This window comes from Winogradskyella immobilis, assembly GCF_021887715.1.
Lineage (GTDB): Bacteria > Bacteroidota > Bacteroidia > Flavobacteriales > Flavobacteriaceae > Winogradskyella > Winogradskyella immobilis.
Genome location: NZ_JAIQXX010000001.1, coordinates 179,057 through 196,780, shown reverse-complemented (window position 1 = coordinate 196,780; position 17,724 = coordinate 179,057). Strand labels below are relative to the sequence as shown.

The 17,724-nt window shown below is 31.0% G+C and carries 17 protein-coding genes; 3 read left to right on the top strand and 14 right to left on the bottom strand.

The window, feature by feature from the left end; all coding sequences use genetic code 11:
- Positions 1-206 precede the first annotated feature (206 nt).
- Complete coding sequence (locus tag K8Z87_RS00855) at positions 207-629, top strand: carboxypeptidase-like regulatory domain-containing protein (RefSeq protein ID WP_227475540.1); 423 nt, start codon at positions 207-209, stop codon at positions 627-629.
- Positions 630-688: 59 nt separating this feature from the next.
- A complete protein-coding gene (locus K8Z87_RS00850; RefSeq protein ID WP_227475539.1) occupies positions 689-1,705 on the top strand; it encodes a transglutaminase domain-containing protein in 1,017 nt (338 codons plus the stop codon).
- Here K8Z87_RS00850 and K8Z87_RS00845 read toward each other — a convergent pair.
- From K8Z87_RS00845 to K8Z87_RS00805, 9 genes are all read right to left on the bottom strand, one after another.
- Entirely contained in the window at positions 1,702-2,538 is an 837-nt protein-coding gene (locus K8Z87_RS00845) for a pseudouridine synthase (RefSeq protein ID WP_227475538.1), read from the bottom strand. The genes K8Z87_RS00850 and K8Z87_RS00845 overlap by 4 nt on opposite strands.
- A gap of 199 nt (positions 2,539-2,737) precedes the next feature.
- Positions 2,738-3,685 (bottom strand): carbon-nitrogen hydrolase family protein, encoded by a 948-nt coding sequence (locus K8Z87_RS00840; RefSeq protein WP_227475537.1) that lies wholly within the window; start codon positions 3,683-3,685, stop codon positions 2,738-2,740.
- Entirely contained in the window at positions 3,685-4,587 is a 903-nt protein-coding gene (locus tag K8Z87_RS00835; protein ID WP_227475536.1) for a geranylgeranylglycerol-phosphate geranylgeranyltransferase, read from the bottom strand. The genes K8Z87_RS00840 and K8Z87_RS00835 overlap by 1 nt, the downstream gene beginning before the upstream one ends.
- A gap of 51 nt (positions 4,588-4,638) precedes the next feature.
- A complete protein-coding gene (locus tag K8Z87_RS00830) occupies positions 4,639-5,568 on the bottom strand; it encodes a mevalonate kinase family protein (protein ID WP_227475535.1) in 930 nt (309 codons plus the stop codon).
- A gap of 62 nt (positions 5,569-5,630) precedes the next feature.
- A complete protein-coding gene (mvaD, locus tag K8Z87_RS00825; protein ID WP_227475534.1) occupies positions 5,631-6,710 on the bottom strand; it encodes a diphosphomevalonate decarboxylase in 1,080 nt (359 codons plus the stop codon).
- Positions 6,711-6,714: 4 nt separating this feature from the next.
- Positions 6,715-7,245 (bottom strand): DUF1697 domain-containing protein, encoded by a 531-nt coding sequence (locus tag K8Z87_RS00820; RefSeq protein ID WP_227475533.1) that lies wholly within the window; start codon positions 7,243-7,245, stop codon positions 6,715-6,717.
- A gap of 3 nt (positions 7,246-7,248) precedes the next feature.
- Positions 7,249-7,521 (bottom strand): hypothetical protein, encoded by a 273-nt coding sequence (locus tag K8Z87_RS00815; RefSeq protein ID WP_227475532.1) that lies wholly within the window; start codon positions 7,519-7,521, stop codon positions 7,249-7,251.
- Positions 7,511-7,756, bottom strand: a complete 246-nt coding sequence (locus K8Z87_RS00810) for a hypothetical protein (protein ID WP_227475531.1) — start codon at positions 7,754-7,756, stop codon at positions 7,511-7,513. Before K8Z87_RS00810 ends, K8Z87_RS00815 begins: the two co-directional genes overlap by 11 nt.
- A 44-nt stretch (positions 7,757-7,800) precedes the next feature.
- Positions 7,801-9,009, bottom strand: coding sequence for a BaiN/RdsA family NAD(P)/FAD-dependent oxidoreductase (locus K8Z87_RS00805; RefSeq protein ID WP_227475530.1), 1,209 nt, complete (start codon positions 9,007-9,009; stop codon positions 7,801-7,803).
- Positions 9,010-9,286: 277 nt separating this feature from the next.
- Here K8Z87_RS00805 and K8Z87_RS00800 point away from each other — a divergent pair, with 277 nt between their 5' ends.
- Positions 9,287-10,051 (top strand): hypothetical protein, encoded by a 765-nt coding sequence (locus K8Z87_RS00800; RefSeq protein ID WP_227475529.1) that lies wholly within the window; start codon positions 9,287-9,289, stop codon positions 10,049-10,051.
- A 1-nt stretch (position 10,052) separates the two neighbouring features.
- On the opposite strand, the gene K8Z87_RS00795 is transcribed toward K8Z87_RS00800, so the two are convergent.
- From K8Z87_RS00795 to K8Z87_RS00775, 5 genes are read right to left on the bottom strand one after another with little or no spacing between them, the layout of a single operon-like run.
- Positions 10,053-13,751 (bottom strand): metallophosphoesterase, encoded by a 3,699-nt coding sequence (locus K8Z87_RS00795; protein ID WP_227475528.1) that lies wholly within the window; start codon positions 13,749-13,751, stop codon positions 10,053-10,055.
- 46 nt (positions 13,752-13,797) lie between these two features.
- A complete protein-coding gene (locus K8Z87_RS00790) occupies positions 13,798-14,736 on the bottom strand; it encodes an L-histidine N(alpha)-methyltransferase (protein WP_227475527.1) in 939 nt (312 codons plus the stop codon).
- Between the two features lie 3 nt (positions 14,737-14,739).
- The gene (gene egtB, locus K8Z87_RS00785; RefSeq protein ID WP_227475526.1) at positions 14,740-15,909 is read right to left on the bottom strand and encodes an ergothioneine biosynthesis protein EgtB; all 1,170 of its coding nucleotides are present in this window, start codon (positions 15,907-15,909) and stop codon (positions 14,740-14,742) included.
- A gap of 2 nt (positions 15,910-15,911) precedes the next feature.
- Positions 15,912-17,135, bottom strand: a complete 1,224-nt coding sequence (locus K8Z87_RS00780; protein ID WP_227475525.1) for a bifunctional alpha/beta hydrolase/OsmC family protein — start codon at positions 17,133-17,135, stop codon at positions 15,912-15,914.
- Positions 17,132-17,665, bottom strand: a complete 534-nt coding sequence (locus K8Z87_RS00775) for a peptide-methionine (S)-S-oxide reductase (protein WP_227475524.1) — start codon at positions 17,663-17,665, stop codon at positions 17,132-17,134. Before K8Z87_RS00775 ends, K8Z87_RS00780 begins: the two co-directional genes overlap by 4 nt.
- Positions 17,666-17,724 lie beyond the last annotated feature (59 nt).

Below are 17,724 nucleotides of genomic sequence, written 5' to 3'. Positions count from 1 at the left end.
ATTAATTAATAAATTCGACTTATTTAAATCTATAAATAAGAATTATTAAATGTTAAGTATTGCTTTTTGTTTGAATAACTATTTTTTAATTATTACTTTAACTCACTGAAACATACATCTTACGTATTAAAAAGCAGTGTTAACTCATTTTCTGTTTTAAAATAATGCGTTTGCTAATAGATTTGATAGAAACAAAATATATTATTATGAACACACAAGTAACACAAGCTCAAAAAAAATCTAGCCGAGTTATTGGCTTTATTGGATTATTTATGATAGCATTAATTGCTTTTAATCCTATCTACGGACAATCGACACAATCTAGAACAATTAAAGGTACTACTAGTGATGAAGCTGGCCCATTAGCTGGTGTAACGATTGTATTAAAAGGTACTAACGTTGGAACTTCTTCTAATGAAGATGGTCTATTTACATTTCCAAGAGCATTAAGTAACGGAGATACTTTAGTTTTCACTTTTATTGGTTATGAAACACAAGAATTTAAAATTCAACCAAGTACAACATCTGTAAAAGTAGTTATGCTAGAAGATTTAATTGAAATTGTTGGTGCTTTAAATACCGAAAAGCCATATAAATCTAAACGTCCTAAGACTAAGAAAAAACAATAAATATAGGTGCATATAACTCACCATACGTATTCTTATAAAAAAGCAATATATAGAAACACATGAAAAACGTGTTACATATATTGCTTTTTCTTATTGCATTACAGACTGATGCACAAATCTCTGATTTTAAATCTATAGATTTTAAAAAAGCAGATCTCAATGCTTTAGAATGTGATATTAAAAGTTTAGATAACTTACCTAAATTAGTAGAACAACTAACTTTAAACCTAACCACAGATGTTGAGCGTTTTAGAGCAATCTACATGTGGGTATCTACAAACATAGCCAATGATTATTCTCTCTATAACAAAAACATGTATAATAGAAGACGTTTTAAAGACAAAGCTCAAAAGCTTGAATCTTGGAACAAACGATTTAATAAAACCCTTTTTAATACGCTTACAGAAGATAAAAAAACCATATGTACAGGTTATGCCTACATCATTAGAGAACTCGCCAAAGTTGCTAATTTAGACTGTAGAATTGTTAACGGTTATGGAAAAGTCAGCACCACCATAGATCAACTAGATACTCCTAATCATTCTTGGAATGTAGTTAAGCTTAATGGCAAATGGTATTTCTGTGATGCTACATGGGCTAGTGGTATACCTGATCCTGAAACTAACTTCTTTACATTTAATTTTAATAGCGGTTATTTTTTAACAGATCCAAAGCTGTTTGCAATCAGTCATTATCCTATAGACAAGAAATGGTTACTCTTAGAAGATACAGATTATTCGTTTGAAGAATTTACTGAATCTCCGTTAATTTATAATAATGCTTATAAACATTTACAAGTGCATATTTTACCAGAGAAGATGCATAATATTATTCTTAAAAATCAAAAAATAGTCTTTGATTATGTATTGAAAAGTTCTTTAAGTGCTAATGATGTGCATTTTTTAATTGATGATGGTTTTGGCTCTTTAAAAACCAAACCGACATCAATTTCTATTAAAGAACAACAATTAACATTAGAACATATTTTTGAAAGAACAGGGTTTTATGATGTCCATCTCTATATTAAAGATGATTTAATATCAACGTATACTTTTAAAGTAAAAAGTAAAATTTAAAGCATTTTAAGCGTGTTAACTTCTTGCTCGGTTAAATGCTTCCAATGTCCTCGTGGAATATCTTTTTTAGTCAAATGACCAATAGTTACACAATCTAATTTTAAAATATCGTATTTTAATTCGTCAAAAATAGTTCTAAGAATAGTGTTTCCTGTGTTCTTTATTTTAATTCCGATTTCATTTTTAGAAGCTCCTTCAATATAACTCGCTTCTTCAACAGCAATAAGCTTTCCATCTACTTTAAAGCCATCTCTAATTTTTTTAAAGTCTTCAAACTTTAAATTCTTATCCAGTTCAACATGAAACAATCGTGCTACACCATTTTTAGAATTAGTGAATTTTTGAACAATATCATCATCATTAGTAAACAATAATAACCCTGTTGAGTTTCTTCCTAAACGGCCAATAGGTTTTATATTAGCAGTAGTAGCATTAGCTACTAAATCCATAACTGTTCTTCCTTTTCCTTCAGATGTTGTTGTCGCAAAACCTTTTGGTTTATTAAGCAATACATAGGTTTTTGCTTCAGGTATAATTCGGGCTCCATCAAAACGGACTTCATCTGTACGTTTTACTTTATAACCCATTTCTGTAATGACTTTGCCATTAACAGTAACCAAACCTATAGCAATATTCTCATCAGCTTCTCGACGAGAGCATATCCCAGAATTAGCTATATACTTGTTTAAACGAATCTCATCTGAGTTAGATGTTTTCTTAGTTGCAGATTTCTTTTTAAAAGCTGTATTTCGTTTTGCAAAAGGTGCTTTACGTGCATCGCCTCCTTGCTTTCTCAACTTACCATTACCTTTATGCCCTTGCTGCTTAGCCATCACTTATTTTTTTGCAAAGGTAGAAGAATAGTTTACATTAACTATTTAAATTCCACAGTAGTTTATCACTCTCTATTTACGGTTAACTTAGAGTAAATTTATATCCTGCAAGGTCTTACCGACTTTGTAGGTATAGAATCTTTTTAAATACTATACCTACAAGGTTTTAGAAACCTTGCAGGATTATTTGATTATATTTCTATTTAAACTCAACGGTACTTTGACGTTCAGTATTTACAGTAAGTTTAGTTACATCTGGACGAGAATAATGACCTACAGCATCAAAATTTTGACGTTCTCTTAATACATTATTAAAATCTATGGTCTGATATATTAAACCTTCTTCATTAATTATAGGCTCAACAACCCATTCTCCATCAGGACCAGCAATACAACTACCACCATTAGCTAATGTCTCTGGAGCATTTTTAAGAATAGCATCTAAATGCGGTGTATGCGATGGAAAATCTGATGTGGTCATTAAACTCGATACAGAAACAACGTAAGATCTCGATTCTCTTGCAATGAAACGTGTAATATCTTTTGTATTTACCAAATTACCTGGCCAAACTGCAATATGCAAATTTTCTCCCAATCCATATAACGCTGTTCTTGGTAATGGCATCCAGTTTTCCCAACAATTTAGTCCTCCTGCCGTAAATGCTTTTAAAGGATGTACTTTTAGTCCGTTTCCATCTCCAGGAGCCCAAGTTAATCGTTCGTCGTATGTAGGCTGTAATTTTCGATGTACAGATTTTACCTCTCCATTTTCATTGATATAAACTAAAGAAGCATAGATACTATGACCACCACGATCTGTTGGACGTTCCATAATACCTAAGTAAACAGCTATTTTATGTGTTTTAGCAAGTTCGCAAACCGAAGTTAAATCTCCTTTTTCTATACAAACCGAATTACTCACATAATGTGCATGGATGTCTTTATTTACATCTTTATTCCATTCTGCACCTCCTGTTAGTGCCAACCAAAACGGATAACCTGGCAATAGAGCTTCTCCAAAAACGATGAGTTCTGCATTTTCTCTTGCGGCATCAATGATTGAGTTTTCAATTTTTTTTAAAGTCTCTTTTTTGTCTAACCATACAGGTGAGATTTGTGCCATTGCAATCTTTAAAGTGGTATCCATTATATTCGGTTTAATACAAGATTAATATCAATTAATAATATTGAAAAAACTCCTGCCACAATAATAAATTTAAGCATATTATGTAGTAAGAGGTATTGTGTTTTGGTTTTAGATTTACTGAGTAATAGTAGAAAAATCAGTAATAACATTACACTGAGATAAAAGAAGTAATACATATGACCGATCTCGTAATAGAAAATTAAAATAAAACCAGAAATTATAGTTGTAAAACTTAAAACAACAAGCATTAATTTTGAAAGTTTTACTCCATAAACTACAGGTATAGTTCTATAATTGAGTGCTAAATCTCCTTTAATATTCTCTAAATCTTTGGTAAGTTCTCTCATAGAAATTAGAAGAAATAAAAATAACGCATGCATAAAAATAACAGCTTCAAAATTTTTATAATAAATAAAGATGGCAAAAAATGGAGTTACTGTTAAGATCGCAGAAACTAAATTTCCTGTTATTGGTTGTTTTTTCAATTTGTGAGAATACAACCAAATCGCAAAAATATATACTGCAAAAAACAGCACTGCTCTAAATGACACATAACTTGCAAAAATGACTGCTAAAAAATTTAAGCTAAAATAAAAGGACAACTTGGTATTCTGACTTACCAAACGATCTAGCATTGTTTTATTTGGTCTATTAATAAGATCTTTTTCAGAATCGTAAAAATTATTAATAATATAACCTGCTGCTATAGTTGCCGAAGATGCCAAAACAAGCATTAATAGGTTTATATCAAACAATACAGATTTTAGTTGTATGTCGTGAGCAAAAATGTATACCGAAGCTAAATATTGCGCAATAACGACAATAAGTATATTGTAGCCTCTAACGACAGAAAACAAACTAAAAAACTTTAGTGCAATATGTTTCTGTTGTCTCGATAACATAAACTAAATTTTAATGAAATCTATTCTAAAATGAACTTAGAATAATTAAAGCTAAAAATTATAAACCACTTCTAATTTGTGGTTTTTTAAAGCCTCTTGTGCTTTATCTATATTTTCGGTAAAACCTAAAATATAACCTCCACCACCAGAGCCACATAACTTTAAATAATAGTCATTGGTTTCTATACCGTTTTTCCAAAGTTCATGAAATTGCGAGGGAATCATTGGTTTAAAATGATTTAAAACCACTTTAGATAATTGCTTTGTATTTTTAAATAACGATTTAATATCTCCTTTAAGAAAATCTTCTACACAAGCATCTGTATGTTTAATAAACTGATCTTTAAGCATACTTCTAAAGCCTTCTTGCTTCATGTTTTCCATAAAAATACGAACCATTGGCGCTGTTTCTCCAATAATTCCACTATCTAATAAAAATACAGCTCTTTTCCCTTCTGTTCCTTGAGATGGAATACCAGTTGCTTCAATATTATCTTTTGAATTGATTAAAATAGGAAGACTTAAATAACTATTTAATGGATCTAATCCTGAAGATTTACCATGGAAAAACGATTCCATTTCAGAAAAAATTGCTTTTAACTTCAGTAGTTTTTCTCTGGTTAAATTTTCTAAAACTGTAATTTTACTTGATGCATATTTATCATAAATAGCAGCAACTAAAGCTCCGCTACTACCAACACCATAACCTTGAGGTATACAAGAATCAAAATACATCCCTGAATTAACATCACGTAGTAAGCACTCTATATCAAAAGTCACTAAGTTTTTATCGATAGTTTGTAGATATTCAGCAAAGCGCTTTAAACTCTCATTAGATTTTAAGGCTTCATCTGATACATTTTCATCTAACTTTAAGGCGCCATTATAAGAATTATATGGAATGGAAAGGCCTTTAGAATCTTTGATTATTCCGTACTCTCCAAATAATAATATTTTTGAATAAAAAAGTGGTCCTTTCATACTTTGCTCTACTATTTCAGTTAACTATTTACAGTTAGTTATTATACAAATATACGTATTATTTATAGGATTTGGTTTGCTCCAAAACCAATTTGATCACAAATAAAATGTTGATTTTGGCAATATTCTACCAATTCTGTTTTTATAAATTGTAACACACTATTTGTTTCGCTTTTTGGGTATAGCACATGTACATTAGCTCCAGCATCTAATGTAAAGCAAACATTAGATGCTGTTTGCTTTCTATACTCCCATATTTTATTAATAATTTGTAGTGTATTGGGTTTCATTAAAATAAAATAAGGATTACTTGTCATCATCATGGCATGAAGTGTTAACGCTTCGCTTTCAACGACACTTATAAATGTTTTAAAATCTCCCATTGTCAATGCATTTTTCAATACATCAAGATTAGTATGCGCTTGCTTAAAACGTTCTTCGGCAAATGGATGTCCATACATTAAATTATGACCTACTGTACTACTCACCTGCTTTTCTCCTTTATCAACTAACAAGATGGTGTCTTGGTAGTTTTTAAAATTAGAATGAATTTCACCTTCATACTTTACACCATATAAATCAGAACTATCCGTACTTTCATTTTGTCCCCAAACCACAAGTTCACCTTCTATACTTCTACATGCGCTACCAGAACCTAAACGTGCCAAAAATGATGCTTTTTGATTGAAATAAGGTTTTTCAATTTTACTTGAAGAGAGTTCTTGTTCTATACTCATTAGGCACAATGCCAAAGCACTCATGCCAGAGGCTGAAGAAGCAATACCTGAACTGTGCGGAAATGTATTAGAAGTCTCTATCTTAAAATGATAATCTCTTAAAAAAGGCATATAGACTTCAATACGCTCAAAAAACGTTTGAATTTTTGGTTTAAACGCTTCATTATTTTCACCTTCAAAAATAACATCAAAACTAAAGTTAGCATTCTCTTTCTTAGAAAATGTAACTTCTGTAATCGTTTTACATTCACTTAGCGTAAAACTAATTGAAGGATTTTCAGGAATTTGATTTTTCTTTTTTCCCCAATATTTCACTAAAGCAATATTACTTGGAGAAGCCCATTTTACTGAACCTTTTTCTAAATTGGCATTGTAATTTTTTATGATAAAATCTGACTCTGTCATAGCTTTAATTCTCGGACAAAGATAATAACTTCAACATTGTTTTATAGTTTCTGGCTGTAGCATTTACATTCAACGTTTTTTCAAACCAGTTCAAATTAAACTTTGCATTTCCATAGCCTTTTTCCGCGTAGAAATAAATACAATCATTTAATATTTGGTATTCTTCGTTAGGGTACGTTTTTTCTGAGGCTATTTTCACTAAATCAATATCTGGTTGGTGACTTAACAATGTGTAATAACTGTTTGTTTTTTTAGTTTCAGGAAACGGACAATTATCAAAAATTGTTTTTATATCTGCTCTCGTTTTTACTATAACAGGCACATCAAACCCAAAACGATTTGCAATTGCTTGTTTAATTGTTATCTCTAACGTTTTAGTGTCTTTAGAAGATTGAAAGATTACATTACCACTTTGAATATAAGTTTGCACATTATTAAAACCCATTTTTGTAAGCAAACCGCGTAAATCTGCCATAGGTATTTTTCTATGACCACCGACATTTATTCCTCTTAACAAAGCTATGTATATCTCCATCTTCTAAAACTCTTGGGATTTTTGTAAAAATCTATAAACAACTATTCCTTTTGATTTTATTGTGTAATGAATTGAATAATCAAATTTTTTAAGAAATACGATTCTTATCATTTTGTAACGAACTTGAAAAGCTTCTGGATATTGTCTAATATATTCAATTTGCTGGTTGACTTCTTTCCAAAATTCTTCAGATTTTCCGATATAATCCATATAGCATTTTACTTTATGAAATTCTAATTCTGCTTCATTCGAAAACTCGACAAATCTATCTTCCATATTTCGCTTTTATACTCTCCCATGATGTTGTTTCTAGAGTACCATTTTCGTCGCGTTTAATCATGTCATCCATCATCTTTTTATAGGCTTCTGAAGGTTCACTAAAACGCAAAGCTTCGTCTTCTAAAGTATATTCTATATAGTTTTTAAGAGAACGTTTCTGAAGTTTTGCTTGTTTTTCTAAAATAGCGATAGCCCTATCGTCTAATTCTATAAGTTTTTTTGTTTTTCCCATGTTATATAGATTTTATATAACTAATATATATAAAATATATTAAATTAACAAATATGTTTTGCTACTATATATGCTCCTGTCCAAGCATTCTGAAAATTAAATCCACCTGTCACTGCATCTACATTAATCACTTCTCCTGCAAAATACAGGTTAGGTATTAACTTGCTTTCAAACGTTTTAAAATTAATCTCCTTTAAGTTTACACCGCCAGCAGTTACAAATTCTTCTTTAAATGTACTCTTTCCATCAATCTTAAAAACAGCCTTTGTTAATTGTTTTGCTAAAGTCTCCATCTCTATTTTATTTACCTCAGCCCATCGCATATCTTCTTCTAATCCTGTTGCCAAAACTAATTGTTGCCACAAACGTTTTGGTAATTGAAACTGAGGAAATTTATAAATGGTTTTTTTAGCTAATTCTTGCTTATGATTTTTTAAGTCATCTAAACAACTTTTGTAATCTCGATCGATAAAATTAATTTCAATATCAAATTTATAATTGCGTTTTGCTAATTCTATAGCTCCAAAAGCTGATAGCTTTAAAATAGATGGTGCACTAAAACCTACATGTGTTATTAATAATGGTCCTTTAGAAATTAAATTGGTGCCCAACACTTTTACGGTAACTTGTTTTGCAACTACTCCTGGTATGGCTTTAATTCGTTTATCATCACAATTAAATGTAAATAAAGATGGTACAGGTGGCACAATACTATGACCTATAGTTTCTAATAATTTCCATAGTTTTGGGCTACTTCCTGTTGCTATAATTACCTTATCTGACTTAAAAACAGATTGTGTAGTTTCTATATTAAAACCTGAAGTGTTGGGCTTAATTGTTTTTACATTTTCACTGTATAATACATCTACATTATGTTTTTGTGCTTCTTGTAAAAAACAATCAATAATGGTTTGAGAAGAATTAGATTCAGGAAAAATTCTACCATCTTCTTCTATCTTTAATGGCACACCTCGCGCTTCAAACCAAGCCATAGTATCACCAGTCATAAACGTATGAAAAGGACCTAATAATTCTTTTTCGCCTCTTGGATAGTTCTGAGTTAGTTCTGAAGGTATAAACTCAGCATGTGTTACGTTACATCGACCTCCTCCAGAAATTTTAACTTTCTGCAAACCTTCTTTTCCGCGTTCTAAAATAGCAACTTTAAGTAATGGATTTAATTCTGCTGTATTAATTGCTGCAAAAAAACCTGCAGCTCCTCCTCCAATAATTATAACATTATATTGCTTCATCTATAAGATCCCTGATTTCAAAGGAATGACAAATGTATTGAAATCTCAATGCATAAACATTGAGAAGAATTAACTTTAATCGTAAATTTCTTCTGTAAGAAACAAAATTTAATTTATAAATGTATATGAAATTTTATTTCAAATCAGCAACTGCTTTACTAGTCTATATAATCTTTTATTTTTATAAATTTTCAAATGAAAAAAATCATGTACTTTTAACATTAATTAAGCGCTTTATATGATGTACAGGTTATTGTCTATTTTATTATTGGCCACCATGAGTTGCGACACTGGAAATTTAACAGTTGTAGCAGATTTACCTAAAACATTAAATGAAGTTTCTGGGATTGAAACGGTTTCTAATTCAGATCTAATATGGATGTTAAATGATAGTGGTAATGCATCAACGTTATATGGTTTAAATACCATTGGTAAAATTGAAAAAGAAATTAATATTAATGCTAAAAATAAAGATTGGGAAGATTTAACATCTGATACTAAAGGCAATCTATATATTGGTGATTTTGGAAACAATGCTAAAAAACGAAAACAGTTTTCAATTATAAAAATCAATGTATTAGAAGAGCAATCACCTCAATCTGTTATACCAAAAGTTATCCATTTTAAACTTCCTGAGAATATGTCTCCAAAAGATTTTGAGGCCTTCTTTTTATTTCAAAATCACTTTTATGTATTTAGTAAAGAATCTAAAAAATTCAAGGTTTTAAAAATTCCGAATAAAGCTGGAGAACATATTGCTGAAATTGTATCGGAATACAATTTTAAAGAAAAGAAAAGTTTAATAACTGCTGCTGATATAAGTGATGATGGTAAAACTATTATGCTATTAAACCATAATAAAGTCTGGGTATTACGTGATTTTAAAAATGATAATTTTTTCTCTGGAAGTATTGAAAAACTATCTTTCGAGCACTCATCTCAAAAAGAAAGTATTTGTTTTAAAAACAATACGGAAGTCTATATTGCTGATGAAAAAACCAAACATGGTGGCGGAAATCTTTATAGTTTTATATTAAAATAAACTAGAACCCAAATCCTAAAGCAAAGGCTAATCGTAATTCGTCATCACTACTAAATGCTGAGATATTTCCTGTTATTTTATTTGCTGCATTGATAAAAATTCCACCGCCGACAGATGTGTTCCAAGTATCAGAATTAAAAAGTGGGTTGGCTACAAACTCATCATCGATCCATACACGCCCGTAATCAAAACCTCCATAAACACCAATGTTTAAAGGTAATATTCCTGTTTTAGTTTTCCTTAGATTTAAACGGACATCTGTAGTTTGATAAAATGCTCTTTTACCTGTAAAACGTTCATTTCTATAACCACGCAAACCGTTATTAGCGCCAATAGAAGCTGCTTGATAAAACTCAAAATCGTCTCCTATATTAATGTGACCTTTAACTTTTGTTGCTAATACCAATTGACCACTAGGTATTAACTTGTAATCGAAACCAAGCGAAGGTATAACATAGCCGTAACTATTAGACTCGTCTATATTTGCTTTATAACCTGCTTCTAAATTAAATTCCATTCCTAACGTAGGAAAGGCTTCGTTATCCTTATTTCTATATGAATATATTGCATTAACTCCTAAGAAATCTTGTCCATCAAAGATTCTTGCTGGTAACATACTTGCTGTTTCTATAAATCGGCCTTGTGTATTTTCTATTTCAATAGATTCATAACTAGCACCTACTTTAAATGCAGCTCCTGATCGTCCTCTCCAAATCAATGCTGGAGATACATTAAAATTTCTAATCCTAACACGATTAAAATCTAAATTAACAACGTCATCGGGTTCAAAATTAGGTGTACTATTACCTAAACCAAAAAAGTTTCTGCTAAAATTAGGACTTGTATAAGCGACTTTAACACCTAAACTCCAATTTCCTTTAATTCTAGAAAACTCACTATTAAGTGCAAAATCATAACCGCTTGTAGCAAAATAATATGCTCCAGACAACGTGTGTTTAGAAATAAATGGATTACGCTGAAAATTGTAAGTGGATACGGTGTACGTATTTACAAAACCTAATCTAAATCCATCATCTGGATTGGCTCCAATAGTTGGTATAAACTGATTTGAGTTGTTTTTAAATTTAGTATAATCATAGGTGTTAACCTCATAATCATCAGTCAACTTTTTTATCCCTTTATTGGTTGTAAACTTACTTTCCTTAGATTTATAATCATAGAGTTTTACGCGTTTTCCGTTTACAATATTATAAGTATCTTTATTTTGCCCTCCTATTAATCGTAATCGAATTACCTTGTCTCCATCTCCTTTTACATTAAAAATATCTTTATCATCTAATGCATAAATCCATATTTCTTTAGTTTGATCTTTTATAAAGGTTCTATCAAAAAACAATTCGCCTTTTTCTCCTTTTATATTTCGGTATGCTAACACTCTAGTTTTACCATTTGGCAAACGCTCAACATCAAATATGTCATCTTTATTTGTTCCTTTTATGATGGCATATTTATTTATATGGTTATAATAAGAGTCTGAAATTTTTTGAAGGTTTGAACGTCTTCCTTTTAATTTTCTTTTTATTTCGCCAATAGTTTCATCATTAACCTCCTTTGGCATATTTGCAAATGCTTCATCAATAACTTCATCCGTTACATTATCTATAATGCGTTTTACCTGATCATTCCATATACCTTGATCTGACTTATTTATTAAAGCAATGTCTAATGGATAAGGCTCTAAATTAAACCATTTAACACTTTTAATATCTTCTTTATAAGATCTAAGTAATCTAATATCTGGAATTATTGTGGTAGCAAAACTCAACAATGCACCATCGGACATAACTGAAAATGCTTGATCTCTGTCTCTTGGTACTGGTCTATATATTGTTTTACCATCTTCTTTAAATATTGCCCAACGCCATTGATCTTGATGTCTATCCCAATCGCCAATAAGCATATCAAATAAACGCGCACGTATATATGAGACTTCATCTAGTACATGATCTTCATTTTTTTGAAGCTTCTTTAACATGTCATTAGTACTTATAAGCTCATTAGAAAACCCAAAGCTTGCTTTGTCTCCATGATTATCCGCTGCTCGTTCTTCGAGCATATACAATTCATCTCCAAAATCTTCATTAAATTCTCCTAATGCATTTTGTTTAGGCACATAATACAAAACAGGGTTTGTGTGGTATACGCCTGCAGCATCTGCTAATCTACCAACTGCCAATGGTGCATATGGATGCGAGCCCGTAAAAACATCTAGTAATAATCCTTCTGTGTAAGTGTTGTTAAACTGACCTTCAATATATTGATCTTTAAATACAACTGCCTGAAGGTATTGTACTGCGTTTTTACGTAAGGCACGCATTACGTACTCTCGCCCTTTAGCATCTTCTAATCGTAAAGATTTAGATTGATGACCGCCTCCTTTTCTAACAGGTTTTAAACCACCAAATAGTGTATCTAAACTTATCGTAGGCACTTCTACATTTGTGCTAAAATATTCTCTATAGCGTTTACCCCAAAGTTTTTTGTAGAATCTGCTTTTGCTCGTTTCTTCTTCACTATAAATCGATGTCGTTTTAGTTGGCGCAAACGATGAATTATAATTTGTAGATGTAATGTCTTTATCAGGGTTTAATACTTGAGTCTGAAAAACAATACTCTTATCTTCTGCATTATAAAATCTTACATGAGATGATCCGTCTGAGAAAACATCTAATCTTGCATATCCTTGGTGACTTGCCAAAAACAACCCATTAGCTGTCATTTTTGTAGGGTTTTCTTTTGAGCCAGATCCACTTACAATTTGCGGTAAATTATCTTGAACGATATATTGTAAACTATGTTCATGGCCCGAAACAAAGATGACCTTATCATTTTCTTGAGATAATGTAATTACACGTTTTTTAAATGTATTATATATTTTATTCTGTATATCTTGAGGTGAAACTCCACCTGATTTTCTTATTACATTTTTAAGAGTTCCTAAAACTGGTAGAGGAGTCATATGTTGCGAAAACGAAAATTGCCCTCCATGAGGTCCATTAGAAAACATTGGATGATGCATTGCTATCAGAGTCGTCTTTCCTCTAGCTTTTTTTATCAATCCTTCTAACTCATCGAAAAAACCATTTCGCGTTATAATTTCACAATCATCATTAATTTTAGGATGCTTATTCCAATCTGCTAAATACCACTCGGAGTCCACTATTATCATAACAACATCATCACTAATATCTACCTTTTCAATTGGGCAACCATTTTCTGGTAAAAATGTGTTTTTTCCTAATGCTGCTTCAACAAATTTTTCTTGACGTTTTAAACCATCTAATCCACTATACCAATCGTGATTTCCTGGAATGAAAATAGTATTACCTTTAAAATCCTTAACCGCGTCTACTTGTACTTGAAGACGGTGCTCTGCTAGAGCTCTATCTTCGTTGTTCTTTTCTGGAAAACCATTATCGTAAATATTGTCTCCTAAAAAAATAGCTGTGCTTTGTTTTGGAGCGTTACTTAATGCGGACTTAAATTGTTGTATGGCACTTGTACTATTCTCTATAGATGAGTTTCCGGCATCTCCTAAAAGATAAAATGAATGTACTAACTCTTTTTCTTCTGGATAGCTCTTAACCGCAGAATCGTTGACTTTTACTTTTAGTGTTGCACAAGATGTGACTATAAATATTAACGCCACTAAAACAATTGGTTTATAATACTTTTTCATTGGGTTAATTTTAATTACTTAATAAAAGTACATAATATGATTGACTTTATTTTTTCCAAAGACTGTCTGTGAAGTAATGCTTAGTATCTAAAAAATTCTGAACAATAGAAAACTTAGATTCTGAGGCTAAATTATTTATTTCGTTAAAATCATATTTCTTAGAAAGTTCTGTCCAAATAAGTTCGTTATAATTAAAATGAACAGAGAGACCTATCTTTTTAATATCAACTTGCTGCTGTTTTAAACTTACTATATAACTATTTAGTTCTCCATTGTCTGGATTATAATAGCAATAAAAATCGAAATTATTTATATTAAAGTTAGCTCCTAATTCTCTATTAATTCTTAATAACAAATTTAAATTAAAACGTCTTGTTATGCCATGAACATCTAAATAAGCATTATGAATAGTTATTGGATTTTTCTTTAAGTCTATACCTATCAAAAGTTTATCCCCTTTTTTCATGTTATCGTTAAATAACTTTAAAAGTTCTATTGCATTTTTATCTGAATAGTTACCAATATTGGCACCTAAAAACAATAACAAACTTGGGTGATTATCTTTTTTAAATGCTTTTAGTATCTCGAAATAGTCGCCAATTTTTGGGATAACATTAAGACTTGGAAGTCTTTTTTTTAGTTGAGCTATTAACATATCCATGGCTTCTTGAGAAATGTCAATAGGCACATAATTTACTTCGATACGTTCTTTTACTAAATACTCTAAAAGTTTAAATGTTTTAAAACCATCGCCAGCACCAAGTTCTACAATATTAAATGGTCTAGAAAAGTCTAATGCTTCTATAATTTGTTTAGCTTGTATGGATAGAATTTCAAATTCAGCATCTGTAAGGTAATACTCAGGCATATTCATAATCTCCTGAAAAATACGACTCCCATTATCGTCGTAAAAGTACTTTGATAATAAGTATTTTTTTTCAGCAGTTAACCCAGAACGCACATCTTCTGCAAAGCTGCAATCCATATATTATTTAGCCAATCTAATACCCGAGAATTGCCACTGACTTTCTGGAGTAAAAAAGTTTCTATATGTAGGTCTACTATGATTAGATGCTGTAGCTAAACAAGATCCTCGTAATACCATTGTATTAACCATAAATTTACCGTTATATTCTCCAATAGCTCCATCAGCTTTGGCATATTTTGGATATGGTAAGTAAGCACTATTTGTCCACTCCCATAGCTGACCATAATTTAGTTGACTTGAAGCGATTTCCCATTCAAATTCTGTTGGTAGACGCAAATCTTTCCATTCTGCATATGCCCATGCTTCATAAAAGCTAACATGGTTAACAGGTAAATTGGCATCTATTTCTTTAAGTCCTTTTAAGGTATAATACATCCATTTACCATCTTGCTTATGCCAATACATTGGTGAGGTAATATTATTTTCATTAATGTGTGTCCAGCCATCTGCATGCCAATAGTTAAAATTACTATAACCTCCAGCTTCAATAAACTCAATATATTCAGCATTTGTAACTAGTCGATTTGCAATTTTATAATCATTAAGGTAAACTTTATGTACTCCTAACTCATTATCAAAACAGAATGTTTCATTACATTTATGACCTATCTCATAAATACCTTCTTTAACTGAAATAAATTCTATATCATCTTCTTCTGACTTTAACTGAATTTCTGTGTCTAATACAGGAAATAAAGGTTGATGTCCGAAAATATATTTTATATCATAAACTAGTAACTCTTGGTGTTGCTCTTCATGCTGCAGTCCCATTTCTACTAAACCTTTAATCTCTTCAGAAATTTCAGTTTCTAAAAATTCAGCCAGATGAGAACTGACATAGCTTCTATAATTATATATTTCGTCAACTGTTGGACGCGTCATATTACTTCGATTAACTCTTAGTATACGACTACCAACATTATTATAATAACTATTAAAACAATAGGAAAAATCTTTATGGAAATTTTTATAACCTGGTTTAAATTGTGACAATACAAATTGTTCAAAAAACCAAGTTGTATGTCCTAGGTGCCATTTAGGCGGAGATACTGATGCTTCTGGTTGTACCGAATAATCATCTCTTTCTAAGGATTTACAAATAGTTTCTGTTGTATATCTAACCGCTAAAAATCGATCTTTTAATGTCTGTTGAGTAATTAAAGTTTGCAATTTTAATGTTGTATTATTTGTGTGTTAAAAATAACGTTACTTTCTATTGTTTTATGAACTGGGCAACGAGATGCTATTTCTTTTAATCTTTCTTTTTGCGAAGCGTCTAAGTTACCAACAAATTTCAATTTCTTACTGATATGGTCTAAATATTTTGGTTGATCTACTTCTATTTCTAAATCGTTACTATGAACACGGGAGTGTGATATGTAAACAAATACTTCTTCTAAATCCCATTTTTTACGTGCAGCATACATTTTTAATGTCATTACGGTACATGCTGCTAATGCTGCGTTTAAGTACTCGTAAGGAGATGGTCCAAAATCACTTCCGCCTACAGAAGCAGGCTCATCAGCAATCATTGTATGCTTTTTTGTCTGTATGGATGTTGTAAAATTATCTTCTAAAATATTAAGATGACCAACTAATTGTTCTCCTTCAGTACTGATCATTCTATGGTCTACACTAGGGAAATAACGTTTTACCCATGTTCCTATTACTGATCCTACATAATTACTATCCGTATCTCTAGTTAATAAATGATCTGCTCCATCTAAACTTACAAAACTTTTTGGGTGATGCGCATTATGATATAACTCTTGTGCATTGTTTACACCAACTGTAGTATCGGTTGGTGAATGTAAAATTAAAAGTGGTTTTCTTAATCCCTTTACCGTTTGAGGCAAATCCGTTTTATCAAAAGCTTCGACAAAATCTTGATTAATTACAAATGGTCTCCCTCCAATATTTACCTCTACTTCTCCCTTTTCTTTAACTTCTTCAATACCATGAGAAAATAAGTGTTTTACATGGCTTACAGTTGCAGGCGCTCCTACTGTAGCTACTGCTCTTACAGCTTCAATTTGTGATGCGGCTACTAAGACTGCAGCACCACCTAAAGAATGCCCTACCAATAGCGAAGGAGCATTAAAATTAGAAGACATATAGCTATGAACATCAATTAAATCTTCAACATTAGCTGAAAAATGACTGTCAGCAAATTTACCTTCACTACGTCCTAAACCTGTAAAATCGAAACGCACAACAGCAAAACCATCTTTAGTTAATGCTCTACTTACATTACGCACAGCACTTAAGCTACTACTACATGTAAAACAATGCGCAAAAATAGCATAGTAATTAGGTTTTTGATTTGCAGGTAATTCTAATTGTGCATTTAAAACTAAACCTTTTCTATTTGTTATTTTTAATTTAGTACTTTTCATATGTTGATATGTTGATCATTTAAATGCGCTACTTTTTCCTTATTAAGCGCAATTGAGTATTTATCTATCAAAAATCGAAGTTTTGGATTAATAAATGTCTCACAAAATGGTTTGTTTGGATTTTTTTGATAATAATTTTGAATGGCTTCTCTAGAGGCTTTAAATTCCGAAAACGGTATTACTTGTGTTATTAATTTATTTTCAAATTTATTTTGAAAATCATTTATTACTAATTTTGATTCTTGTTCTTGTTCTAACGAAAACGTATAAACTGCTGAACGGTACTTAGCTCTCATTGAATGATTACTGGTACTTTTATGCGTGTGTAAATGAATTTCTATTAACATCTGCAATGTAATCATTTGCGCGTTAAAATACACAATAACCGCTTCTGAAAATGTATTGTTTTTGTCTATTGAGGCTACATAACCTTGTTCTACAAACTCAACACCTTTTAATGATTGAAAGATTGCCTCAGTGCACCAATGACAACCACCTCCTAATGCTATTTTATCTATTCTATTTTTCAATTTTAACTTCTCACCAAAAGGCTACTCTATTTTTTATACTTGTAGCTAATTCTAATACT